We start from the raw sequence: 21,731 nt of genomic DNA on the forward strand, positions 1-21,731 counted from the left end.
GTCGCACCTGAGCCTGGTGTGGTCAGCTCACAGCTCGTGGCCCAGCACCACCTGGCAAATGTCGGCAAACGAGCGCGCTTCTGGCAGTAACGTCATATCGAGTTTCAGGGCACGGCCGATATCCGCCGCCGACACCAGTCCACGCAGCCGCGGCGTTTGATCTCGGTCGCCCTGGGTCACCAGCAGGTACTGGTCGCCGGAGGCCCGCAGGGTCTCGAGCAGTTGGCCGAGGCTTAGTCGCTCCAGTTGCGCCAGCGCCATGGCGTGCAGGGCCTCGCAGGGCGTCTGTACCATGCCCGCGGTGACTTCGCTCCTGGGAATGTCGCGCTGCTGCATGGCAATGGTGATGCGGCGACCGCCGATGAGCTCGCGGCGGGTCACGAGACCGCTCAGGCGGCCATGCTCATCGGTCACCAGCAGCTGCTGGGCCTGGTGCTGCTGCATGCTGGCATGCGCCTCGTCAATGGCGGCATCATGCGCGATGGTCGGCAGCTCGACCCGGGATAGATCGAGCATGATGTCGATGGCGGGGCTATCCCATGACAGATGCGCTGGCCCATCGGGGCGTTCGATGACGGGATGTTGCTGCAGGTGGCTCAAGGTGCGTGGTGCATGGAGTGACAGGGACATGGCAAAGACTCTCGCTTACTTGGCTATGACAGGGCGAGGTGGCACCTCGCTAAGCACTACCCTGGCAGTCTTGGCTTAAGGAAGACTTAACATCGGCGCGGCCGATCTCCTGCAACGCTCGATAGGGAACGGCGGGATGCGAATACTGTTGGTAGAAGATGATCCATCGCTGGGCGAGGGCATGCGCGTTGCCCTGCATCGGGAGGGCTATACCGTCGACTGGTTGCGCAATGGCAGTGACGCGCTGGCGGCACTCGATAGCGATGCATTCTCGGCGCTGATCCTCGACCTGGGCTTGCCCGACATGGATGGACTCGAGGTGCTGGCGCTACTGCGCCGCCGTCATACCCTGCCAGTGGTCGTGCTCACCGCCCGTGATGCCCTGGTCGACCGACTGCGAGGCCTGGACGGCGGGGCCGACGACTATGTGCTCAAGCCGTTCGATCTCGCCGAGCTGTTGGCCAGGCTGCGCGTCGTGACACGGCGCGGCGAGGGGCGTCGTTGTGCCCAGTTGCAGCTCGGCGCGCTGGTGATCGACGAGGCGCGGCATGCCGTCACCTGGCAGGGCCAAGCGATCAGCCTGGGGCGTCGCGAGTTCGCCTTGCTGCTGGAGCTGGCACGCCATGCTGGACAGGTGATTCCCCGTTCACGGCTGGAGAGCCTGCTGTATGGCTGGGATGAAGACGTCGAATCGAACGCCCTCGAGGTGCATGTCCACCACTTGCGCAAGAAACTCGATAGGTCCTTGATCGTGACCCTGCGTGGCATCGGCTACCGTCTGGAGGTACCGGCCTGATGCGTTCGATCCGCCGCTATCTGATCGTCACGCTGACACTGGTGCTTGCCGTCGCCACGCTGATCATCATCGCCGTCATCTATCGGGTCACCCATCACAAGGCCGAGGATGTCCTCGACGTCCAGCTCAGTCTGCAGGGCCGCATCGTCGCGTCACTACTGGCCCCGGGTACTCCGGAGCAGGAGTATGCGCGCATTGCGCGTCATCTCGATCAGCCGGGGCATCCCTCGCGCTGGTTCGGTGATGCTGCGAGTCCGCAAGCGGGGCAGGCGTCTCCGCAGGCGAGCATCGCCCAGCGTTTCCATGCCGACGAGCGCATGCTTACCCTGGGCTTCTGGGAGGCCGACGGTACGCCCTGGCTGATGGGGGCCGAGTGGAACGATGCCGGGCCTTTTCCGGCGCCCGAACAGCAGGGCTATCGCTGGGAAACCTACGCTGGCGAACGTTGGCGTGTGTTCAGCTTGATTCTCGACGACCAGCGTCGCTGGCTGAGTATCGGTCTGCGCGAGCGTTTCCATGACGATCTGGCGCGTCAGCTGGCGATGGGCAATCTGCTACCACTGCTGATCGCCCTGCCGGCGCTGCTGCTGCTGGTGGGGTTGGTGATACACCAGGGGTTGCGTCCACTGCTGAGCCTGTCGCGGCAGGTCGCCGGGCGTAACGAGCGCGAGCTTGGCCGCATTCGATTGGCGGTGCCGCGCGAACTGCGGCCGCTTCGCGATGCCTTGAACGACTTCATGGCCAGGCTCGAGGATGCCTTGGCCCGTGAGCGGCGCTTCAGCGCCGATGCCGCGCATGAGCTGCGCACGCCGTTGGCGGCACTGAAAGTGCATCTCGACAACGCCATGGCAGGTGAGCGGGATGCTCTGCCTCGCGCCTATGCCAGCATCGAGCGCTTGCAGCGGGTCGTCGAGCAGCTGCTGACGCTGGTGCGCCTCGACCAGGAGAGCGAGACCAGCGCCGAGCGGGTCAACTTGCTGGCAGTGACCCAGACGCTGGCGGCAGAGATGTGGCCCCAGGCCAGGGCTCGCCAACAGTTGTTGAGCATCGCCACCGATGACGCGGTCTGGGTCGAGGGCAATGCCACCGAGCTGGGCATGCTGATCCGTAACCTGCTCGATAACGCGCTGCGCTATTCACCCCACGGCGGCTGGGTAGAGGTCTCGATGGGCGACGACGACGCGGCGTGGCTGGTGGTGCGCGACAGTGGGCCGGGCATCGACGCGACGCTGCTGGCCTCGGTCACCGAGCGGTTTCGTCGCGGTAGCAACCGCGACATCGAGGGTAGCGGGCTGGGCCTGTCGATCGCCCTGCAAGTGGCCCGCCGCCAGCAGTTGACGCTGCAGCTGACAAACGCTTCTACGGGTGGCCTGGAAGCCTGGCTGCGCTGGCCTCAATCAGCGGCATCGTAGAGAGCGCTCAGCTGCGGTGCCGCGAGAGCGTGGCGCCGGGCGGCGGCGAGCAGCGGGCCGAGGATTGCCTCGCGCTCGGTGGGCCGGCCGGCGAGCACGTCCTGCAGCATCGAGGCGCGGTTGTTGGCGGTGCCCTCGATGACCCGCCACACCCGGGCTCGCCAGCCCTCCGCAGGCGGCGCAATACCCTCGGCCTTCATGACCAGCACCAGTTCATCGATGAGCGCCTCGACCAGCGGCCGAAACGGCCGGTCGCGGAGCTGGCCGTTGCGGATCCGCCAGCGCGCCACCAGCGGATTGATGGCGGCGTTGACGGCCAGCTTGTGCCATAGCCGGGTATCGATATCGCCGACGGCCCGGCAGTGCAGGCCGGCGTGGCTGAGCAGCGCGGCCAGCTGCTCGGCAAGGTCGGCATGCTCGCCGTCGAGGTGGCCGAGGAAGGTCTCGCCGTGGCCGGCATGTACCACGCCGCCCTCGCTGACATAGGCGCCCTCGCTGGTGGTGGCGCAGAGTACCGGGCCGCCCCAGCGCTGGGTCAAGGTTCGCTGCACGCCATAGCCGTTCTGCCACAGCACCAGCGGTGTATCGGGGGCGAGCTTCGCTGCAAGGCTATCCAGCGCGGCTTGGGCATCGTAGGCCTTGGTGGTGAGGTGCAGGGTGCCGCGAAACGGCGCACCCAGGCTGGCTGGCGTGGCACCGGGCAACCGCCGCGCGAGTGTGTGACCCTCGGGGCTGGTCAGCGTCAGCTCAGCGGGTGGTGCGCGGCGCCCGAGCAGGGTCACCGGCGCCACGCCAGCGAGGCGCACGGCCAGCAGCCGGCCGATGGCGCCGGAGCCGACGATCAGCTGTGGCGATGTCACTGGCGGCCACCGCTGGCCTTGCTGCTGCGACGCCGGCGGGTCTTGCCAGCGGCGGCGTTGCTGCCGCGGCGCCGCGCCGCGGGCTTGCGGCCGCCACGCCGCGGCGCTGGCGCCTCGATGCCCTGGGCACTGCCCAGCGCCTGGCGCATGCGCTCGGCGTCGGCGGCGTCGAGCAGGCTACGCAGGTCGCCGAGCAGCGCGTCGAGGAACGCCTGTTCGCTATCATCGGCCTCGGCGATGCGGCTCAGCCGCTGCTCCCATAGCGCGGTGCGCTCGGGGCGCGTGGCCGGGTCGGGCAGCGAGGCGATCAGCGCGTGGCCGGTGCGGCTGGCGCGCAGGGCACTCTTGACGCGTACCAGGTAGCCGCGCTCGAGCAGCGTCTCGATGATGCCGGCGCGGGTCGCTTCGGTCCCCAGGCCGTCCGACTCGCGCAGCGTGCGCTTGACGTCCGGGTCGTCGACGTAGCGGCCGATGTTCATCATCGCCTTGATCAGGCTGGCATCATTGAAGGGCTCCGGCGGACGCGTCTCGCGATCCTCGACCGCGGCGGCGGTGACCCGCGCCGGCTCGCCGCGCACCAGCGTGGGCAGCGGCGGGGGCTCGTCGCGGGTGGTGAACAGCGGTTTCCAGCCGGCCACCAGCACCTCGCTGCCGCTGGCTGCAAAGCGCTCGCCGAGCACCTCGAAGCAGGCCTTGACCTCGCGGGTCTCGAGGTGGGCGTGGAACTGCGCCAGCACGTTGCGCACCACCAGCCGGTAGATATTGGCCTCTGGCGCCGAGAGTCTTGCCATATCGGGTATCTTGCCGGTGGGCGCCAGGGCGTGGTGGGCGCCCACCTTGGCATCGTCGAAGGCCCGGCCGCGGCGCGTGAAATCGGCGCCGCGGCACCACTCGGCCAGCGTCGCATCGACCTGTCCCAGCGTTGGCAGCGCGCTGGCCAGCGACGCATGGTGGCCGCGCGGCAGATAGCGGCAGTCCGAGCGCGGGTAGGTGATCAGGGTATGCCGCTCGTAGAGTGCCTGGCAGGTGTCCAGTACCTGCTTGGCCGAGTACTTGTAGCGCCGTGCGGCATCCACCTGCAGCGCCGACAGCGAGTAGGGCAGCGGCGGCGCCTGGCGCTTGTCGCGGCTGTCGAGTTCGCTGAGCCGGCCTTCGGCGCCGGGTAGCCGGACGGCCAGTGCGGCGGCCGGCGCGCGGGCCAGCAGCCGGCCCTGGTCGTCGAGGGGGTGCTGCTCGCCGGGTTGCCACCAGGCGCGGACCTGGCCGTGGGCGACGGCGAAGTCGGCCCATAGCACGTGGAAGGGGCGCGGTGTGAAGTCGGCGATCTCGCGGTCGCGGCGTACCACCAGGCCGAGCACCGGAGTCTGTACCCGGCCCACCGAGAGCACGCCGTCGTGGCCGGCCTGGCGCCCGGTCAGGGTCCAGGCGCGGGTCAGATTGATGCCGTACAGCCAGTCGGCCCGGGCGCGGGTCTCCGCGGCACGGTAGAGTGGCTGGTAGCGGGCGTTGTCCTCGAGTCGGCCGAGGGCCTTGGCCACCGCGGGGCGGTTGAGGTCGCTGATCAGCAGGCGCTTGACCGGCCCGCGCCAGCGCAGGTGCTCGATCACTTCCTGGACCAGCAGCTGGCCTTCGCGATCCGGGTCGCCGGCGTGGACCACCTCGCTGGATGCCTTGAGCAGGCGGCGAATCACTGCCAGTTGGCCGCGTGCCTTGGGGCGCGGCATCAGCTGCCAGGGCGACGGCACGATCGGCAGGTGGTCGAGCCGCCACTGCTTGTAGCGTGGGTCGTAGGCGTCGGGCGGGGCCTGCTCGAGCAGATGGCCGAAACACCAGGTGACGGTGGTATCGCCGACCTCGATGCTACCCTCGACGCTGCGGCGCTTGCCGGGCAGGGCGTCGGCGATGGCCCTGGCCAGGCTGGGCTTTTCGGCGATGATCAGGCGCATGGCTGTCTCGTCATCTGTGGTGGTGGATATTCTTCCAGTATCGCGGCGGTCTCGCCAGGTGTACTGTTTCTGATAAATGTATAGGGTTTGTATCGATATGCGCGAGCGCGGACGGACACGACGCCTACTGGGCCTGGGAGCACGCACCGGCGGCGCCATGCTCAAGAGCCGGATGGGCGGCAACAGCGACTGGCGGGCGCTGGGCGAGGCGCTGTTCGTCGGACTCTCGGAGCTCAAGGGGCCGGCCATGAAGCTGGCCCAGATCATCTCGCAGTGGGACGACCTGCTGCCGCCGGACCTGGCCGACGAGCTGGCGCGCCTGCAGCGCCAGGCCGAGCCGATGCCCTGGGCGCAGATCCGTGCCACCCTGGTCGAGCAGTACGGCGACCTGGAGGCACACTTCCGTGAGGTCGAGGAACAGCCCTTTGCCAGTGCCTCCATGGGCCAGGTGCACCGTGCGGTGACCCACTCAGGGGAGACCCTGGTGCTCAAGGTGCAGTATCCGGGGCTGGTCGACGTGCTGGAGAGCGACCTGGCCCAGGTGCGCCGCATCATGCGCCTGGGGCGCTGGTTCAAGGTCCCCCAGGCGCGTCTCGATGCGCTGTTCGAGGAACTTGCCGAGAGCCTGCGCGGTGAGCTCGACTACCGCGCCGAGGCCGCGGCCCTGGCGCGCTATCGGCAGCGCTATGCCGACCACCGACGGATCGTGATACCCGCCCCGGCGCTGGACTACTGCGGCGCGCGAGTGTTGGCCATGTACTACGTGCCGGGCACCCCGCTGCGCGACCTGGAGCAGGCCGAGCCGGCAACGCGCCAGCAGATCGCCGAGGCGTTGGCCGACTGGCTCACCGAGGAGCTGTTTCGCTTCGGCGAACTGCACGCCGACCCCCACGCCGGCAATTTTGCCTGCGACGACCAGGGGCGGCTGGTGATCTACGACCTGGGCGCGGTGATCGCGGTGCCTGAGACGCGCCTGGCGCAGCTGATCGAGCTGCTCGAGTCGACCCTGCTGGGGGATCCCCTGGCGATGGATGCCGCGCTGCTCAAGATGGGCGGGCGCCAGGGCGAGGGCGCGCCGCTGGCGCTGTATCGCGAGGCCGCCGAGGCGGTGGCGCCGCTGTTCGCCCCCGGCGAACAGGATTTCGGCGATGTGCGCGTGCATCGTCGTCTGCGCGAGCTGAGCCCGCGGGTGTGGGCGGCGATGGATCGCCTGCAGCCGCCGGCCGATACCCTGCTGTTGTCGCGGGCGCTCAACGGCCACTACTGGAATCTGGTGCGGCTCGGCGCGCGCCTCGACATGCAGGCGCGTAGCCAGCCGCTGTTGGAGTGGGCGCGCCGACGCCGTGTCGGAGGTGAGTCCCAGCCCACCGGCGTGCTAGACTAGCGCGATTTTTTTCGGCGGAGATGGCGATGCTGGCGGTATGGGTAGAACAGCTGCTGGGCTTTGCATCGGGAGCCCTTGGCGCGATTCGTGACAACGAGCACTATCCGTCGTTCATGGCCTGGGCACGCGACGAGGGCCGCGCCCTGGTCGGCGACGACCTGGCGCTGGCCCAGGCGCTGGCGCCAGAGCTGTGGTCGCAGACCCCGCTCGAGCGTGCCGGCTACGTCTGTGAGCCGCTGGCGCGGCCGGGGCGCAACGAGCCCTGCTGGTGCGACTCGGGGCGCAAGACCAAGCACTGCTGCGGCGCGGTGACGGTCCCCGGGCCGATTCCCAGTCACCTGATGTGGATGCTGTCGCTGCGCGAGTGGAAGGGCGCATCGCTCAAGGCGGCCCTGGCCAGCGGCCAGGCGCCGGCCCAGGCGCTGCTCGAGGCCGGGCTGATCGCCGCCGAGAGCGGCCAGCGTGGCCGTGCCCAGCAGATTCTCGAGGCGCTGTTCGAGGGCGCCGACTGGGCGCAGATGCCGGAGCAGGCGGAGCCGGCCTTCGAGTTGCTGGTGGATCTCTACCAGGAGCGCGGTTTCTATCGCAAGCGCACCGCGTTGCTCGACGAGGTGCTCGACCGCGGGCCGCTGTTCCTGCGCGGCGTGGCCCTGGAGCGGCTGTGCCTGATGCACCTCGACAACGACGATCTGGCCAGTGCCCGCGAGGCGTTCGTGCGCGCCCAGCAGGCGCTGCCCGACTCGCCGACCCTGGCCTATATCGAAGCCATGCTGCTGCTCCACGAGGGCAACGTCGAGGAGGCCGGCGAACGCGCGCGCTTCTGGTTCCGCCGACTGGCGCGGCAGGGCGACCTCGACCCCGAGCAGCTGCAGTTCCTCGCCGACCTGGCGGAGAATCCCGGCGCCACGCTGGCCGAGCAGATGGTCAATTCCGAAGAGGACCTGGCCGATCCGCTGGCGGCGCTGCAGGCGCTGCTCGAAGCGCTGCCCACGGCACCGCTGCTGCGCTTCGTGACCGCCGAGGACGGCAGCCGCGAGTACCATCGCAGCGCCCGCGAAGACACCCTGTTCGCCGCCTGGCAGAAACACTTTCAGGTGCTGGTCGACGAAGACGCGGCGCTGGGCTTCGAGGACGACCCCTGGCCCCACGCCGGCGACTGGCTGGCCGAGCTCTGCGCCCACCCCGAGTGGCTCGATTCGCCGCAAGTGATGCAGGCGCTGACCCTGGCCTTGACCAGCCGCTTTGGCAGCCTGCCGTGGATGGCGCCGAGCCTGTTCGAGCCGCTGGCGCAGCGACTCGAGCGTTGGTTGACCCAGCTCGACGGTGAGGGTGACGGCGCCTTCGTGTGGGACGCCGCCGACAATGCGGTGCTGCTGCGTACCGGCCTGGCGCTGGTGGTAGGCATGGAGCGCGGCGCCCGCGAGCACTCCCGCGAGCTGGCCGAGCGACTGCTGGCCCTCGACGCCCAGGATAGCCTGGGATTGCGTGAGCTGGTGCTCGACCAGCTGCTGCGCGAGGGCAGCGACCGGCGCGCCCTGGAGGTCAGCTATCAGTCCGCGGACACGCCGCTGCTGGGAGTGATGATGGGCCGTGCGCTGGCGCTGTATCGGCTCGAACGCCTCGATGAGGCCAGCGAGGCGCTGCGCGAGGCTCAGGCCATTAACGGCCATGTGCTCGAGATGCTGTGCGACGAGCGGGCTCGCGCGGTCAGCCTGCCGGCCTCGGGGTTGCCGGCGCCGGGCAGCCGCGCCGAGGCCTGGCAGTACCGCACCCTGATGCGCGACCAGTGGGCCAATACCCGCGGTGCGCTGGCCTGGCTTTGCGCGACGGCGACGTCGCCTGACTAAGCGAGTGGCTCAGGCGGCACGCGGGGTGGGGCGCGGCACCAGGTCGTGGTCGCGGCTGACCCAGATCGCCAGCAGGATCGCCGGCAGGCCAAGCGCGGTGGCGATCACGAAGAAGGTGGCATAGCCCTCGGCGGCCACCACCATGCCGCCGAAGCCGCTCAGGAACTTGCCCGGCAGGGTCATCAGCGACGAGAACAGCGCGTACTGGGTGGCGGTGTAGGCCTTCGAGGTCAGGCTCGAGAGAAAGGCGATGAATACCGCGCTGGCCAGGCCGTTGGCCAGGTTGTCGCCGATGATCGCCATGACCAGGAACGGCAGGCTTTCACCGGCCAGGGCCAGGGCGGCGAACAGCAGGTTGGTGAGGGTCGCTGCTGCGGCGCCCAGTACCAGGATCGGTCCGATACCGTAGCGGGCCACCAGCAGCCCGCCGAGAATCCCCCCGCTGATGCTCATGACGATGCCGAAGATGTTGGTGACGTTGGCGATGGTGGCCAGCGAGAAGCCCATGTCGATATACAGCGGATTGGCCATCGACGCCATGGCCAGGTCGCTGATCCGAAACACGGCAATGAATACCAGCAGCCATAGCGCCTTGAGCCGGTGGCGGCTGAAGAAGTCGGTGAACGGGCAGACCACCGCGCCCAGCAGCCAGGCGCCCGAACGCCGTAGCAGCTTGGGCTTGCCGCGGCTGGCGCGCAGGAAGGCGCGCACCCGGGGCTCATGGATCAGCTGGGTATTCAGCGATAGCCGGGCCGGCTCAGGCCGCAGCAGCACGGTGATCACGCCGATCCCGACCAGCGCCGCCATGCTCAGGTAGGCGACCTCCCAGGAGTAGGCCGCCGCCACGTACAGGGCGCCGGCGCCGGCGGCCAGCAGCCCGCCGCGGTAGCCGATGATATAGGTCGAGGCCATGGCGGCCTGGATATCGTCGGGCGCCGACTCGATGCGAAAGGCGTCGATGGCGATGTCCTGGGTCGCCGAGCCGAACGCCACCACCAGCGCCAGGGCCGCTACCATCGCCAGGTTATCGGTGGGGCTGAGGCTCGCCAGGCCCACCAGGCCGGCGGCTATCAGCGCCTGGGCCAGCAGCATCCAGCCGCGTCGCTGGCCAAAGCTCCGCGTCAACAGCGGCAGCGCCAGGCGGTCGACCACCGGCGCCCAGAAGAACTTGATGGAATAGAGGATGCCGATCCACGAGAAGAAGCCGATGGCGGCCACTTCCACCCCGTCGCTGCGCAGCCAGGCCGACAGCGTCGAGAACACCAGCAGAAACGGCAGTCCGGCCGAAAAGCCCAGAAACAGCATGGTGATGACCGGGGCGCGCAGATAGATGGCCAGAGCGGCGCGCCAGCTGCGCTGAACGGGGGGCGTGGGCATTAGCAGTCTCTCCGATCCGTGGGGCGAGGTGCAGGGCGGAAGACGGCTGTAAGGAGTGGTAAACTCGCCATTTGGCAGCCGATCGCTTGCGGCGATTGTTGCAGAGCCGCAGAGCAGACGCCAGCCACATTAGGCCCGCTACCGTCAGGAGCCCCATGCACGAGTTCAACGATGACCCTAGCGGTGTATCCGCCGATGCCATTCCGCGCTGGTACATCATCCAGTGCAAGGGCGGTGAATCGTTTCGCGCCGCCGAGCATCTCGATAATCAGGGCTACGAAGTCTTTCATCCGGTGCTCGAGGTGCAGAAGAAGCGCCGCGACAAGCTGGTATGGATCGCCGAGCCGCTGTTCCCCTACTACCTGTTCATTCGCCTCGACCGGCTGGCAAGCAACTGGCGACCGATCCGCTCCACCCGTGGCGTGCTCAAGCTGGTCAGCTTCGGTCACGAGCCGTTGGCGGTGGATGATGCCCTGGTGCAGCTGCTGCGCGACCAGGCCTGCCGCAGCGATGGCGCGGGGCCGCAGGTCAACGTCTATTTCCGCGCCGGCGAGACCGTCGAGATCACCGACGGCCCGTTCCGCGATCTCAAGGCGGTGTTCGAGTCCCACAAGGGCGAGGAGCGTGCCGTGGTACTGCTGACCATGCTGCATAAGCAGCAGCGCCTGGAAATGCCGGTCGCTCAGCTGCGACGCGACGGCTGAACGCCGGCCATCGCTTTCCCTTTCGTTTTCAGGAGACGCCATGACCACTATCGCTCCCCAGCGCGTGGTGCGCCTGCACTACGTACTCAAGAATAGCCGCGGCGAGGTGCTCGACGACTCGCGAGCCCGCGGCGCTCCGCTGGAGTACCTGCATGGCCACGACAATATCGTTGCCGGGCTCGAGCGTGCCCTCGACGGCCAGGCGGTGGACGCCGAACTCAGCGTTACGCTGATGCCCGCCGAGGCCTACGGCGTGCGCCGCGACGATCTGATCCAGGAGGTAGCGCGCGGCGCCTTTCCGGTCGACGACCTGGCGCCGGGCATGCGCTTTCAGACCCAGGGCGACGCCGGCCCGCAGGTCGTTACCGTGGTCGAGGTGGGCGAGACGCGCGTCACCATCGACACCAACCACCCGCTGGCCGGCGAGCGCCTCAGCTATGGGCTCGAGGTGCTCAGCGTGCGCGACGCCACTCGCGCCGAGCTGGCCAAGGGCCATCCGCTTGACGAGGATATCGACCACACCCAGGTCGAGGACCGCAAGCAGCCGTGACTCGCCGCTAAAAACTGATCTGGATCAAGTGCAATGGCCGGTGCCTGCCAGCGGCCGTGCAAACTTGATCCAGGTCAGGGCCACACCGGCTCCCGCTGGCTAGAGTGAGACCATCACATACGCCACGGGAGACACGCCATGTACTGGGATGACGCCGTAATCTTTGGACTGGTGACCGTTGGCTTGATGGTCGTTTTCATGGCCGGCTGGGTGGGCTTCGTGATTCACGATCACAAGCGCCACGGCAAGCCCGGCAAATCGGATCAAGGTCGCGTGGAGTCGTCATCACGACGGTGACACCACGCCCTGCACCGCGTCGTCAGGGTAGGGGGCCATGCCCCCTGTAGCCGGCCTTCTGGGCCGGCTTTTTTTCGCCTTGCGATTGACCTATTTGGCTGTCGCCTTATGCCGACAGAGACGTGAGACTTTGCAAGAAGTGGGAAACGCCGCAGCGGAGGCGCGCAGGCGCTGGAGAGTGGGGCGTTGGGCGACTAGTATTCAAACACTGTTCATAAACCGCCAAGGTGTTTCGATGTCAGAGCATGAGCCTACCGATTCGCGCAAGGGACTGAACGACCCGCGGCGTCGCAAGCTGCTGGCCGCTTTGGGGCTGGGCGGGGTCGCTGCCTATGTAGCACCGACGCTGTTCAGCCTGGGCCAGGCCCAGGCCTGGCACGATGAGGGTATCGTTATCGAGATCGGCGGCCGTCGGCACCGGCGCCAGCGGCGCGGCTCCTACAGCCGACCCAGTTATAGCCGACCCAGCTACAGTCGGCCCAGCTATAGCCGACCCAGCTATAGTCGCCCCAGTCGCTGGTAGCCGATGGATATCGTCTGGCAGGGCATGTCGCTGCCGATGCGTCTCGATGCGGTGCCCGAGGTGGAGGAAGCACTGGCGGCGGCGGCCCCCGGTTGGCCGCAGCGGCGTCGCGTTTCGGATGCATCGACAGCGCCGATTCATCTGTGGCGCCGTGGCGACGGCTACTGCCAGACGTCGCCGGCGCTGAGCCGCTCGCTGCCTATTCCTACTGCAGCCTCGGCAGCGTGCAGCCTGCTTGCCGACCTGATACCCAACTTTCTGCTCGAACAGCCTGACCTGATGGGCCTGCACTGCGGTTCGGCGCTAGTCGGAAAGCGACTGGTGCTGTTTCCCGAGGCTCACCGCGCCGGCAAGAGTACCTTGAGTGCTGCATTCGCCTGTGCCGGCTATCGAGTGTTCGGTGATGACGTCCTGGCACTCGACGCCGCCGGGGAAGGCATGGCACTGGGCATCGCACCGCGGCTAAGGGTGCCGCTGCCGGCGAGCTTGCCGGCAGCCTTCAGTGCCTACGTCGAGGCGCATCGCGGGCCTGGCGATGATCGCTACCAGTACCTATCGCTGTCGGCGGCGCAGCTGGCCCGACACGGCGAGCGCGCGCCGGTGGGTGCCATTGTGCTGCTCGAGCGAGAGCCCGGCGCGGCGGCCGAGCTGCTGCCGCTGGCCCCAGGAGACGGATTGTTGCAGCTGTTGTGCCAGAATTTTGCCGCGGATTGGCCGGCCGAGCCGCTGCTGGCGCCGCTGCTGGAGCTGATGAAGCGGGTGCCCTGCTGGCTGCTGCGCTATGCCGACCCACTGGAAGCGGTCGATATGGTGGTCGAGGCGATGCGACAGCCGGCCGGCGTTGCTGCGCTACCTGCCAGCAGCCGCTGGCAGGTAGCGCATTCGGCGGCTGAGGTTGACGAAGTGGCACTGGCGGGACGCTGGCGGCCAACCACTGGGTGGCGAGCGCGACCGTTGGGCGATGAACTCTTCATGATCAGTACGCTGGCCGAGCGCGCCGGCGAGGTGCATCGGCTCAATCCGGTGGCGGCGGGGATCTGGCGACTGCTGAACTGTGAGCCGCTGGGAGCGGACGAGACCGCTGGCCTGCTGGTCGAGGCGTTTCCCGGGGTGCCTGCAAGGCGAGTCGCAGCCGATACGCGACGCCTGTTTGCCGAGCTGTCGAGGGCAGGGCTGATCCAGCGGATATCGTCTCAACCATGATCTGCCAGGCTGGGGTTGGTCTGCAGTCGCATCACGAAGTCGGCGACCGGCTCGGGATGCGCGAGGTGGTAGCCCTGGACCAGGTCGACGCCGTGGCGGCTCAGGTATTCGAGCTGGAACGCGGTCTCGACCCCTTCGGCAACCAGCTTGAGCCCAAGGGTCTTGGCCAGGGCGATGATCGAGCGCGCCAGTGGCGCATCGTCACACTGCTGCAAAACATCGATGAACACCTTGTCGAGCTTTATCTCGTCGACGCGAAAGTCCTGTAGGTAGCGCAGCGAGGAGTAGCCGGTACCGAAGTCGTCAAGCGACAGCTCCACGCCGAGGTCGCGCAACGCCTTGAGTTGCAGGCTGATGCGCGGGGCCAGCAGCAGCGACTCGACCACCTCGAGGGTCAGACGGCCTGGGGCGATGGCGTGCCTGTTGATCAAGCGGGCGATGCGCGGCACGAAATCCTCGTCGCGTAGCTGCTGTACCGAGACATTGACCGATAGGCTCAGCTGGCTGTCGGCCAGCGGACCCGCCAGGAGCTGACCGGCCTGCTCGAGTACCCAGTTGCCGATCGGCCGGATAAGCCCGCTGCGCTCGGCTTCGTGGATGAACCCGTCGGGGCCGAGCAGGCCACGCTCGGGGTGCTGCCAGCGCAGCAGCATCTCGGCACCGCGCAGTTGGCCCTGGCGGTCGAATTGCGGCTGCAGGTAGACACAGAACTGCTGGCTGCGGATGGCCTCGCGCAGCTCGCGCTCGAGCAGGTTCTGACGCTGCTGCCACTCGCTCAGCTCGCTGGCGTAGAAAGCCACGCCGTGGCGAGTGTCATGGCGTGCTTCCTTGAGGGCCAGCTCGGCGCGCTGCAGCAGCTGTTCGACGCTGCCGGAGTGGTCCGGGTAGCTGGCAATGCCGAGGGCGAACTGCAGCTGATAGGCCTGATTATTCACCCACCAGGGGTGGGCGTTGAGGGTTTCCAGCAGCTCCGCCAGCAGCTGATGCGCCACGTCGCGAGTGGTATCCGGCATTACCAGCACCAGGCGGTTGGAGGGCAGCCGCGCCAGGTCGATGCCCGATAGCGTTAGGTCCATATAGCGCTGCAGATGTTGGGCAATCAGGCTCAGCGCCTGGTCGCCGCCGCGCTGGCCGAGGGTCTCGTTGATCTGGCTGAGCCCGCCGATCCGCAGCACGCCAAGATGAAAGCGACCGGCCTCGAGGTGGCGCTCCAGTGGAGCATCCAGGCCACGCAGGGTCGGCAGGCCGGTGACGTCGTCGTAGTGCAGGTAGCGATGCAGGTCCTGCTCCGCGGCACGCCGGCGCAGCGACTCGGCGAACTGCGAGACCAATCCCGAAACCGCGATCAGGCAGCTGACTTCCTCGGCATGCCAGCGGCGCGGTAGCAGCGATTCGCAGCATAGAATGCCGCGCAGCTCACCGCCGACGAAGATGCCGGCGTCGAGCATCGAGACCACCTCGTATCTGACCAGATAGCCGTTGAGGCAGGCCAGGCGCGGATCCTGCTGCGCCTCGACGCTGGCCAGGCCGGGGGACTCTCGAAGTGCCCCTAGGTAGCCGTCGAGGCGCTCGATGGGCAGCTGCTCGCCGACCTGGGCGTCATCGAGGCTGGCCTGGCAGGTCATGGTATCGTCGTCGAGCAGCCAGATGCTGACCCGCGGCACGTTCATCAGCCGTGCGGTCGAATTCAGCACGCTGGAGTAGAAGTCGCTGTCACCGGCTTCGTGTTGCAGGTTGCGTAGCTCATGCCAGGCCTGCTGCTGGGCGAGCAGGCGCCGGCGGGAGTCGTGCAGTGCGCGCTCCATGCGCTGCTGGGCATCACGCTGATGGCCAAGCTCGCGCAGGAACAGCAGCGACACCGCCAGCAGCACCATGCTGCCGGCGCCCAGCCAGGCCAGGGCGCTGCCCAGGCCCGCTTGGCGCGAGACCTGCCAGCTGATCGCAAGGATCAAGGCAACGCCGACACCCAATGCGCCTGACAGTAGGCCCATCAGGCGGCGCTGGGGTCGGGGGCGGGCGCTTCGGCGGGTGTCTGGCGCCTGGTACATGCAAGTTACTCGCGAACTGCGTCATTGGCGATGGAACCCTGAGTATAGCCGTGCGCGGCGCTAGCGATAGGCGGGTATGCTATTACAAACGCACGATGTCGGCCGTGCAGCGGAGCGACTCGAGCCCGCCAGGGAAGTAGGCAGGGAGCGTGCAGCCGTAGCGCAGGTTGGCAGCGGGTCGAACAGGTCGTCGGCAGTGCGGCCGCCAGCAGGGCGGCCGCCGGGAGGTTAACTCGCGACCTTCCCACGCAGGAAGTCGACGATCTGGTCGGCGGGCACCATGGTCGGGGCGTCGTCGCGGCGCCCCTTGTACTCGAGTTCGCCGTTGTCGAGGCTGCGGTCGCCGATCACCAGCCGGTGCGGGATGCCGATCAGTTCCTGATCGGCGAACTTGACCCCGGGGCGGGTATCGCGGTCGTCGAGCAGCACGTCGAGGCCGGCAGCGCTGAGCTCGGCGTAGAGCCGCTCGCTGGTTTCGCGCACGCGCTCCGACTTGTGGGCGTTCATCGGCACCAGCATCACCTCGAAGGGAGCGATGGCGTCGGGCCAGATGATGCCGCCGGCGTCGTGGTTCTGCTCGATGGCCGAGGCCACCACGCGGGTGATACCAATGCCGTAGCAGCCCATCCACGGATGGGTTGCCTTGCCGTTGGCGTCGAGCACGGTGGCGTTCATCGCTTCGGAGTACTTCCTGCCCAGTTGGAAGACGTGGCCCACTTCGATACCGCGCTTGATGGCAAGCGTGCCCTTGCCGTCCGGCGAGGGGTCGCCTTCCACCACGTTGCGCAGGTCGGCGACCTGGGGCAGTGCCACGTCGCGTTCCCAGTTGATGCCGAAGTAGTGCTTGCCGTCGACGTTGGCGCCGGCACCGAAGTCGCTCATCAGCGCCACCGAGCGGTCGATGATGATCGGCATGTCGAGATTGACCGGCCCCAGCGAGCCGGGGCCCGCGCCCACTGCGGCGCGGATCTGCTCTTCCGTGGCCATCGTCAGCGGTGTGGCCACCTCGGGCAGGTTCTCGGCCTTGATCTCGTTGAGCTCATGATCGCCGCGCACCAGCAGGGCGATCAGGCCACCCTCGGCAGCGCGCACCATCAGCGTCTTGATGGTCTTCTCGATGGGCAGGCCGTGCTGCTCCACCAGGGTGGCGATAGTACGCGCGTTGGGCGTATCGACCAGGCGCAGCTCCTCGCTGGGCGCGGCGCGCTCGGGGGTGGTACCGAGCGCTGCCGGCAGCGCCTCGGCCTTTTCAATATTGGCAGCGTAGTCGGACTCGGTGGAGAACACGATAGCGTCCTCGCCGGAGTCGGCCAGCACGTGGAACTCGTGGGAGCCGGTGCCGCCGATCGAGCCGTTGTCGGCCAGCACCGGGCGGAAATCGAGCCCCAGGCGGGTGAAGATCCGCATATAGGCGTCGTACATCGCCTGGTAGGTGTCGAGCAGCGAGGCTTCATCGACGTGGAAGGAGTAGGCGTCTTTCATGATGAACTCGCGGGAGCGCATCACGCCGAAGCGCGGCCGAATCTCGTCGCGGAACTTGGTCTGGATCTGGTAGAAGTTGGTCGGCAGCTGCTTGTAGCTGTTGATCTCCTTGCGCACCAGGTCGGTGATCACCTCCTCGTGGGTCGGCCCGACGCAGTAGTCGCGTTGGTGACGATCCTTGAGGCGCAGCAGCTCGGGGCCGTACTGCTCCCAGCGCCCCGACTCCTGCCACAGCTCTGCGGGCTGCACCGCCGGCATCAGCACTTCCTGAGCGCCGGCGCGGTCCATCTCCTCACGCACGATACGCTCGACCTTGCGCAGCGTGCGCAGGCCCAGCGGCAGCCAGGTGTAGAGGCCGGAGGTAAGGCGGCGGATCATGCCGGCACGCAGCATCAGCTGATGGCTGATCACTTCGGCGTCGGCGGGGGTTTCCTTGAGGGTCGAGAGCAGCAGTTGGGTGGCGCGCATGGGTCCGGCGTTTCCTTCCAGCATGGGGCGTGACATGAGTCGGCGTGCCGCGGCGGCGGCGTTTGGGGCATTGTACGGTCAAGCGTGTGTGGCGGCAAAAGGGACGGCATTGCTTGACCCTCGGGGCTGACCCGGCGACAGGCCTCCGAGGAGGCGCTGTAAACCCATCCCTGGGCGCTACCTTGCGCCATCCATGGCGCAAACCTCCTCTTCGACCTGTCCCCGGCGCCCCTCGTCCGTATGCTCCCTCTCAACCTGTCCCCGGTGCCCCTCGTCCGTATGCTCCTTCTCAACCTGTGCTCGGCGCTACTCGTCAGCATATAGGCTCACCTCAGCGACTTGAGCCAGAACACCATCGGCTTGTGGGTCTCCTCGGCGTCGCCGATATCCTTCCAGTGAAAGGTCGTGGCCAGTTCGGGGTGGCGTTCATAGCCCCGCGAGCGCCAGAAGCCGTGTAGCGGCACGTAGTCGTGTGGCTTCAATGGGTGGTCGTCGGGGCGCTCCACGGCGCAGAAGGCGGCGCTGGCAAAGCCCTCGCCGCGGGCATGCGCCTCGCGCTCGGCCATGAACGCCTTGCCGATGCCGCGACCGCGGTAGCTGGGTAGCAGCACCGACTCGCCGTAGTAGAAAACGCTGCCGATATCGAAGCCGGCCTGCTCGAAGGGCGCGCGGAACTCATCCAGGTCGTCGCCTAGCGGCATGCCGGTGGCAGCGCCCACCAGGGTGTCGGCGTCGAAGGCCAGTACGAACAGGCTGCGCGGGCAGTCCGCATAGCGGGCCAGGTAGTCGGACTCATAGGCGAGATCGCCGTCGTAAAGGTAGGGAAAATCGCGAAATACGCGGATTCTAAGGCGTGCCAGGGCGTCGAGATAGGGGGCGATGGCATGGCCTTGGCAGGTGCTCAGGGTGGTGGCCGACATGCGCTTCCTCATGGCTTGCGTATTTCTCCTCCACGCTAGCAGTCCGGTCACTCACCGCCAATCCTGGGGGCGACCTGGACTGGGCCATGGGCGTCGCCAGGCGCAGACAGTGGGACTGTGATAGGCTTTGCGGCGATAAGGCAGGGGACATAGTGCAATGACAACAACGACACATGCGGCCGTGCGCCGCTGGCTGGCGCGGCTGGTGGTGGCCACCGGCGCGCTGGCGCTGGTGGGCTGCGGCACGCTGCTGCACCCGGAGCGCAAGGGGCAGGCGAGCGGCGACATCGATCCACGGATCGCCTTGGCCAACGGCGTAGGCCTCTTGTTCTTCATCATTCCCGGCGTGGTGGCCTATGCCGTGGACTTCTCCAACGGCACCATCTATCTCCCTAGTGGCCATACCCAGGCACAGGTCGACAGCCTGGCGTTCGAGGACGAGCTCGACCTGGAGACGCTGGAGCTGATGCTGGCCGAGCACCTCGGCAAGCCGGTCGACCTCGACCACGAGCTGCTGCTGGCCGAGCGGGTCGAGAGCCTCGATGAAGCGCTGGCGCTGGTACGCATGTCGGGTGTCGACGACGCCGAGCGGCTGTCGACCATGTAGCCTGTGGCCAGCTTCAGCCCTCTGCCCAGAACCGTTCTGGTCAGGGAGGCGGCCCGCTGTCCCTAGAGGGGAATCTGGTGGGTCGATACTACCTCTTTCAACCCCATGAACGAGCGTATCTGGCGTACCCCGGGCAAGTACAGCAACTGCTCGGCGTGCAACCTGTTGAAGCTCTGGCTGTCGCGGGTCCTGACCAGCATGAAGTAGTCGAACTCGCCGGTTACCACGTGGCACTCCATGCAGCCCGTGACGCGCTGTGCGGCTGCCTCAAAGGCGGCGAAAGATGCCGGTGTTGAGCGATCCAGTACCACGCCAATCAATACCACCATGCCGACATTGAGCTTCTCGGGATCGAGATGCGCGACGATGCCGTGGATCAAACCCTCCCGCTTGAGGCGTTCGACCCGCCGCAGGCAGGCGGGTGGGCTGAGGTTGACCTCGGCCGCCAGTGCCACGTTTGAGATCGAGGCATCCTGTTGCAGTGTCTTGAGGATGCGCTTGTCGATACGATCCAGCTCAATCGCGGTGGCAGGAGCGGGATGGGTGGATGTGTTGCGCAATATCATGTCTCTTGTTGGTTACTTTGAGAACTATTATCCATAATTTTTCGGATAATGATTATTTTAATTCGAATAATCTGAGATATTTTGCAACCAAGTAAGTCCTTGGTGTCCTTATCATGAAAAAGGGGCGAGCGCGCCACTCGTGAGCCCGACGGCATGCACTTGGCAGTCGTCGCCATTGCCCTGATGAGCAGGAGACATTCCATGGACTTGCAGCGTTTTCCCCGTTATCCCCTGACCTTTGGACCTTCCCCGATCACGCCGTTGAAGCGCCTAAGCGAGCATCTGGGTGGCAAGGTCGAGCTGTATGCCAAGCGTGAAGATTGCAATAGCGGTCTGGCGTTCGGTGGCAACAAGACACGCAAGCTCGAATACCTGATTCCCGAGGCCCTGGCGCAAGGCTGCGATACCCTCGTCTCGATCGGCGGCATCCAGTCCAACCAGACGCGCCAGGTCGCTGCCGTGGCGGCCCACCTCGGTATGCAGTGCGTGCTGGTGCAGGAGGATTGGGTCAACTACGCCGATGCGGTGTACGACCGGGTCGGCAACATCGAGATGTCGCGCATCATGGGCGCCGAAGTGCGTCTCGACGAGGCGGGCTTCGACATCGGTATTCGTCCCAGCTGGGAGCAAGCGCTGGAGGACGTGCGCAAGCGTGGTGGCAAGCCTTTCCCGATTCCCGCGGGCTGTTCCGAGCATCCTTATGGCGGCCTGGGCTTCGTGGGGTTTGCCGAGGAGGTGCGTCAGCAGGAGCAGGCGCTCGGCTTCAAGTTCGACTATATCGTGGTGTGCTCGGTGACTGGCAGCACCCAGGCCGGCATGGTGGTCGGCTTCGCCGCCGATGGCCGGGCGCGGCGGGTGATCGGTATCGATGCCTCGGCCAAGCCGCAGCGCACCCGAGAGCAAATTCTACGTATCGCCCGAAACACTGCCGCACTGGTCGAACTGGAAGGGGAGATCGCCGATGAGGACGTGGTGCTGGATACCCGCTACGGCGGCCCCGAGTATGGCCTGCCCAGTGACGGCACGCTGGAGGCGATTCGTCTCTGCGCGCGTCTCGAGGGCGTGCTGACCGACCCGGTTTATGAGGGCAAGTCGATGCAGGGCATGATCGACATGGTGCGCAACGGCGAGTTTCCCGAGGGCTCACGGGTGCTCTACGCTCATCTGGGCGGGGTGCCGGCGTTGAACGCCTACAGCTACCTGTTCCGTAACGGCTGATCGAGGCCATCCAGCGCTGCTGGACGATAGCGTTCCAGCAGTGCCCAGAGGATCGCAGCGCTCTGGGCATCGGGCCGACCACGGTAGTCGGCGGGACGAAAGCGCATCTGGAAGGCGCGCAGTACCGCACGAGTCTGGGCATCCAGCTGGTCGTTGACCTCAAGCGGGTAGCCCCAGGCCTGCAGCGCCGCCTGCAGGGTGGCGAGCTCGGGCAGCGCCTGGTCGAAGCGGTCGCGATAGCGTGCCACGGTGGCTGCTTCGGGCCAGACGCCGATACCCGCTTGGTAGAGGGCGTGCCAGGGAAACGCCGGACCCGGGTCGATCTTGCGCGTCGGCGAGATATCCGAGTGGGCCACCACGTCGGTGGGGTGAATGTTGTGGCGCTCGATGATATCCCGCGACAGGGCGATCAGCGCCTGGGTCTGTGCCTCGGGGTAGGGTGCCCAACCGATTTCTACCGCCGCCTCGGAGTGCTGCTCCAGCAGCCGCTCCACCTCGGCGTAGGGGCGATCGGGGCCGGTATTGACGATCTCGATACCGATGGACGTATCGTTGATATTGGTGCGGCGCTTCCAGGCGCTGGCCCCGGCGTGCCAGGCGCGGCGCTCCTCGTCGACGAGCTGATAGACCAGCGGCTGGCCGCGATGCTCCCGTGCCGGTAGCGGCAGCACGTAGTGGCTGCTGACCCGGGAGCCGGTGAGCACGGCGAGCGATTCCGCTTCGTCCACATCGGTGTAGTGCAGCACCAGGTGCCGTACCCGGCTGTTGTGGGAAGGCGCTACATGGGTGTGGTCCACCACATAACCACCGCGTTGTTGCCACTGCCCGTGACCCGCACAGGCCGTGAGCAACAGGGCCAGGCAGGCGATGGCGATACCCTTGTGCCACATGGC

At 67.1% G+C, this 21,731-nt stretch carries 20 protein-coding genes; 11 read left to right on the top strand and 9 right to left on the bottom strand.

The annotated features are described in order from the left end of the window. Positions 1 to 27: 27 nt before the first annotated feature. Positions 28 to 630: a CBS domain-containing protein gene (locus CK498_RS17735; RefSeq protein WP_095622172.1), complete on the bottom strand. Its 603-nt coding sequence runs from the start codon at positions 628 to 630 to the stop codon at positions 28 to 30. Positions 631 to 766: 136 nt separating this feature from the next. On the opposite strand from CK498_RS17735, the gene CK498_RS17740 reads away from it, so the two are divergent. After that, positions 767 to 1,426: a response regulator gene (locus tag CK498_RS17740; RefSeq protein WP_095622173.1), complete on the top strand. Its 660-nt coding sequence runs from the start codon at positions 767 to 769 to the stop codon at positions 1,424 to 1,426. Further along, entirely contained in the window at positions 1,426 to 2,838 is a 1,413-nt protein-coding gene (locus CK498_RS17745) for an ATP-binding protein (RefSeq protein ID WP_095622174.1), read from the top strand. Before CK498_RS17740 ends, CK498_RS17745 begins: the two co-directional genes overlap by 1 nt. On the opposite strand, the gene CK498_RS17750 is transcribed toward CK498_RS17745, so the two are convergent. Continuing rightward, positions 2,820 to 3,698: a ketopantoate reductase family protein gene (locus tag CK498_RS17750; RefSeq protein WP_095622175.1), complete on the bottom strand. Its 879-nt coding sequence runs from the start codon at positions 3,696 to 3,698 to the stop codon at positions 2,820 to 2,822. The genes CK498_RS17745 and CK498_RS17750 overlap by 19 nt on opposite strands. After that, positions 3,695 to 5,644, bottom strand: a complete 1,950-nt coding sequence (locus CK498_RS17755) for a DNA topoisomerase III (protein ID WP_095622176.1) — start codon at positions 5,642 to 5,644, stop codon at positions 3,695 to 3,697. The genes CK498_RS17750 and CK498_RS17755 overlap by 4 nt, the downstream gene beginning before the upstream one ends. 97 nt (positions 5,645 to 5,741) lie before the next feature. Here CK498_RS17755 and CK498_RS17760 point away from each other — a divergent pair, with 97 nt between their 5' ends. Then, positions 5,742 to 7,028, top strand: coding sequence for an ABC1 kinase family protein (locus CK498_RS17760; protein ID WP_095622177.1), 1,287 nt, complete (start codon positions 5,742 to 5,744; stop codon positions 7,026 to 7,028). Positions 7,029 to 7,054: 26 nt separating this feature from the next. After that, positions 7,055 to 8,875, top strand: a complete 1,821-nt coding sequence (locus CK498_RS17765) for an SEC-C domain-containing protein (protein ID WP_095622178.1) — start codon at positions 7,055 to 7,057, stop codon at positions 8,873 to 8,875. Between the two features lie 9 nt (positions 8,876 to 8,884). Here the strand turns inward: CK498_RS17765 and CK498_RS17770 are convergent, their stop codons facing one another. Beyond that, positions 8,885 to 10,252, bottom strand: coding sequence for an AmpG family muropeptide MFS transporter (locus tag CK498_RS17770; RefSeq protein ID WP_176475826.1), 1,368 nt, complete (start codon positions 10,250 to 10,252; stop codon positions 8,885 to 8,887). A gap of 155 nt (positions 10,253 to 10,407) precedes the next feature. On the opposite strand from CK498_RS17770, the gene rfaH reads away from it, so the two are divergent. From rfaH to CK498_RS17790, 5 genes are all read left to right on the top strand, one after another. After that, complete coding sequence (gene rfaH, locus CK498_RS17775; protein WP_095622180.1) at positions 10,408 to 10,956, top strand: transcription/translation regulatory transformer protein RfaH; 549 nt, start codon at positions 10,408 to 10,410, stop codon at positions 10,954 to 10,956. 40 nt (positions 10,957 to 10,996) lie between these two features. Further along, a complete protein-coding gene (locus CK498_RS17780) occupies positions 10,997 to 11,506 on the top strand; it encodes an FKBP-type peptidyl-prolyl cis-trans isomerase (RefSeq protein ID WP_095622181.1) in 510 nt (169 codons plus the stop codon). A 138-nt stretch (positions 11,507 to 11,644) separates the two neighbouring features. Beyond that, entirely contained in the window at positions 11,645 to 11,803 is a 159-nt protein-coding gene (gene ccoM / locus CK498_RS26210; RefSeq protein ID WP_176475827.1) for a cytochrome c oxidase subunit CcoM, read from the top strand. 235 nt (positions 11,804 to 12,038) lie between these two features. Next, complete coding sequence (locus tag CK498_RS17785) at positions 12,039 to 12,326, top strand: hypothetical protein (protein WP_095622182.1); 288 nt, start codon at positions 12,039 to 12,041, stop codon at positions 12,324 to 12,326. Positions 12,327 to 12,329: 3 nt separating this feature from the next. Beyond that, positions 12,330 to 13,529: a PqqD family protein gene (locus tag CK498_RS17790; protein WP_095622183.1), complete on the top strand. Its 1,200-nt coding sequence runs from the start codon at positions 12,330 to 12,332 to the stop codon at positions 13,527 to 13,529. Here CK498_RS17790 and CK498_RS17795 read toward each other — a convergent pair. From CK498_RS17795 to CK498_RS17805, 3 genes are all read right to left on the bottom strand, one after another. Then, entirely contained in the window at positions 13,520 to 15,577 is a 2,058-nt protein-coding gene (locus CK498_RS17795; RefSeq protein WP_095622184.1) for a putative bifunctional diguanylate cyclase/phosphodiesterase, read from the bottom strand. The genes CK498_RS17790 and CK498_RS17795 overlap by 10 nt on opposite strands. A 228-nt stretch (positions 15,578 to 15,805) precedes the next feature. Continuing rightward, positions 15,806 to 17,527: a proline--tRNA ligase gene (locus tag CK498_RS17800; protein ID WP_095622185.1), complete on the bottom strand. Its 1,722-nt coding sequence runs from the start codon at positions 17,525 to 17,527 to the stop codon at positions 15,806 to 15,808. Between the two features lie 326 nt (positions 17,528 to 17,853). Then, positions 17,854 to 18,447 carry a GNAT family N-acetyltransferase gene (locus CK498_RS17805; RefSeq protein ID WP_095622186.1) on the bottom strand — a complete coding sequence of 198 codons (594 nt, stop codon included), beginning with the start codon at positions 18,445 to 18,447 and terminating at the stop codon, positions 17,854 to 17,856. Positions 18,448 to 18,604: 157 nt separating this feature from the next. On the opposite strand from CK498_RS17805, the gene CK498_RS17810 reads away from it, so the two are divergent. Continuing rightward, on the top strand, positions 18,605 to 19,054 hold the full coding sequence (locus CK498_RS17810; RefSeq protein WP_095622187.1) for a hypothetical protein: 450 nt from the start codon (positions 18,605 to 18,607) through the stop codon (positions 19,052 to 19,054). A 62-nt stretch (positions 19,055 to 19,116) separates the two neighbouring features. Here the strand turns inward: CK498_RS17810 and CK498_RS17815 are convergent, their stop codons facing one another. Next, positions 19,117 to 19,614 (bottom strand): Lrp/AsnC family transcriptional regulator, encoded by a 498-nt coding sequence (locus CK498_RS17815; protein WP_229359129.1) that lies wholly within the window; start codon positions 19,612 to 19,614, stop codon positions 19,117 to 19,119. A gap of 207 nt (positions 19,615 to 19,821) precedes the next feature. Between CK498_RS17815 and CK498_RS17820 the strand changes: the two genes are divergently transcribed. Further along, a complete protein-coding gene (locus CK498_RS17820; RefSeq protein WP_095622189.1) occupies positions 19,822 to 20,838 on the top strand; it encodes a 1-aminocyclopropane-1-carboxylate deaminase in 1,017 nt (338 codons plus the stop codon). Here CK498_RS17820 and CK498_RS17825 read toward each other — a convergent pair. Further along, a complete protein-coding gene (locus CK498_RS17825; protein WP_095622190.1) occupies positions 20,817 to 21,728 on the bottom strand; it encodes an N-acetylmuramoyl-L-alanine amidase in 912 nt (303 codons plus the stop codon). The genes CK498_RS17820 and CK498_RS17825 overlap by 22 nt on opposite strands. Positions 21,729 to 21,731 lie beyond the last annotated feature (3 nt).

It is taken from the genome of Halomonas salipaludis (assembly GCF_002286975.1).
Classification (GTDB): domain Bacteria; phylum Pseudomonadota; class Gammaproteobacteria; order Pseudomonadales; family Halomonadaceae; genus Franzmannia; species Franzmannia salipaludis.

Excerpts from the sequence above, each read along its gene's own strand:
- CK498_RS17810 (WP_095622187.1), top strand. The coding sequence starts at position 18,605 with ATGACAACAACGACACATGCGGCCGTGCGCCGCTGGCTGGCGCGGCTG.
- CK498_RS17735 (WP_095622172.1), bottom strand. The coding sequence starts at position 630 with ATGTCCCTGTCACTCCATGCACCACGCACCTTGAGCCACCTGCAGCAA.
- ccoM (WP_176475827.1), top strand. The coding sequence starts at position 11,645 with ATGTACTGGGATGACGCCGTAATCTTTGGACTGGTGACCGTTGGCTTG.
- rfaH (WP_095622180.1), top strand. The coding sequence starts at position 10,408 with ATGCACGAGTTCAACGATGACCCTAGCGGTGTATCCGCCGATGCCATT.
- CK498_RS17785 (WP_095622182.1), top strand. The coding sequence starts at position 12,039 with ATGTCAGAGCATGAGCCTACCGATTCGCGCAAGGGACTGAACGACCCG.
- CK498_RS17800 (WP_095622185.1), bottom strand. The coding sequence starts at position 17,527 with ATGCGCGCCACCCAACTGCTGCTCTCGACCCTCAAGGAAACCCCCGCC.
- CK498_RS17740 (WP_095622173.1), top strand. The coding sequence starts at position 767 with ATGCGAATACTGTTGGTAGAAGATGATCCATCGCTGGGCGAGGGCATG.
- CK498_RS17755 (WP_095622176.1), bottom strand. The coding sequence starts at position 5,644 with ATGCGCCTGATCATCGCCGAAAAGCCCAGCCTGGCCAGGGCCATCGCC.
- CK498_RS17760 (WP_095622177.1), top strand. The coding sequence starts at position 5,742 with ATGCGCGAGCGCGGACGGACACGACGCCTACTGGGCCTGGGAGCACGC.
- CK498_RS17825 (WP_095622190.1), bottom strand. The coding sequence starts at position 21,728 with ATGTGGCACAAGGGTATCGCCATCGCCTGCCTGGCCCTGTTGCTCACG.
- CK498_RS17765 (WP_095622178.1), top strand. The coding sequence starts at position 7,055 with ATGCTGGCGGTATGGGTAGAACAGCTGCTGGGCTTTGCATCGGGAGCC.
- CK498_RS17790 (WP_095622183.1), top strand. The coding sequence starts at position 12,330 with ATGGATATCGTCTGGCAGGGCATGTCGCTGCCGATGCGTCTCGATGCG.
- CK498_RS17805 (WP_095622186.1), bottom strand. The coding sequence starts at position 18,447 with ATGTCGGCCACCACCCTGAGCACCTGCCAAGGCCATGCCATCGCCCCC.
- CK498_RS17745 (WP_095622174.1), top strand. The coding sequence starts at position 1,426 with ATGCGTTCGATCCGCCGCTATCTGATCGTCACGCTGACACTGGTGCTT.
- CK498_RS17770 (WP_176475826.1), bottom strand. The coding sequence starts at position 10,252 with ATGCCCACGCCCCCCGTTCAGCGCAGCTGGCGCGCCGCTCTGGCCATC.
- CK498_RS17795 (WP_095622184.1), bottom strand. The coding sequence starts at position 15,577 with ATGTACCAGGCGCCAGACACCCGCCGAAGCGCCCGCCCCCGACCCCAG.
- CK498_RS17820 (WP_095622189.1), top strand. The coding sequence starts at position 19,822 with ATGGACTTGCAGCGTTTTCCCCGTTATCCCCTGACCTTTGGACCTTCC.
- CK498_RS17780 (WP_095622181.1), top strand. The coding sequence starts at position 10,997 with ATGACCACTATCGCTCCCCAGCGCGTGGTGCGCCTGCACTACGTACTC.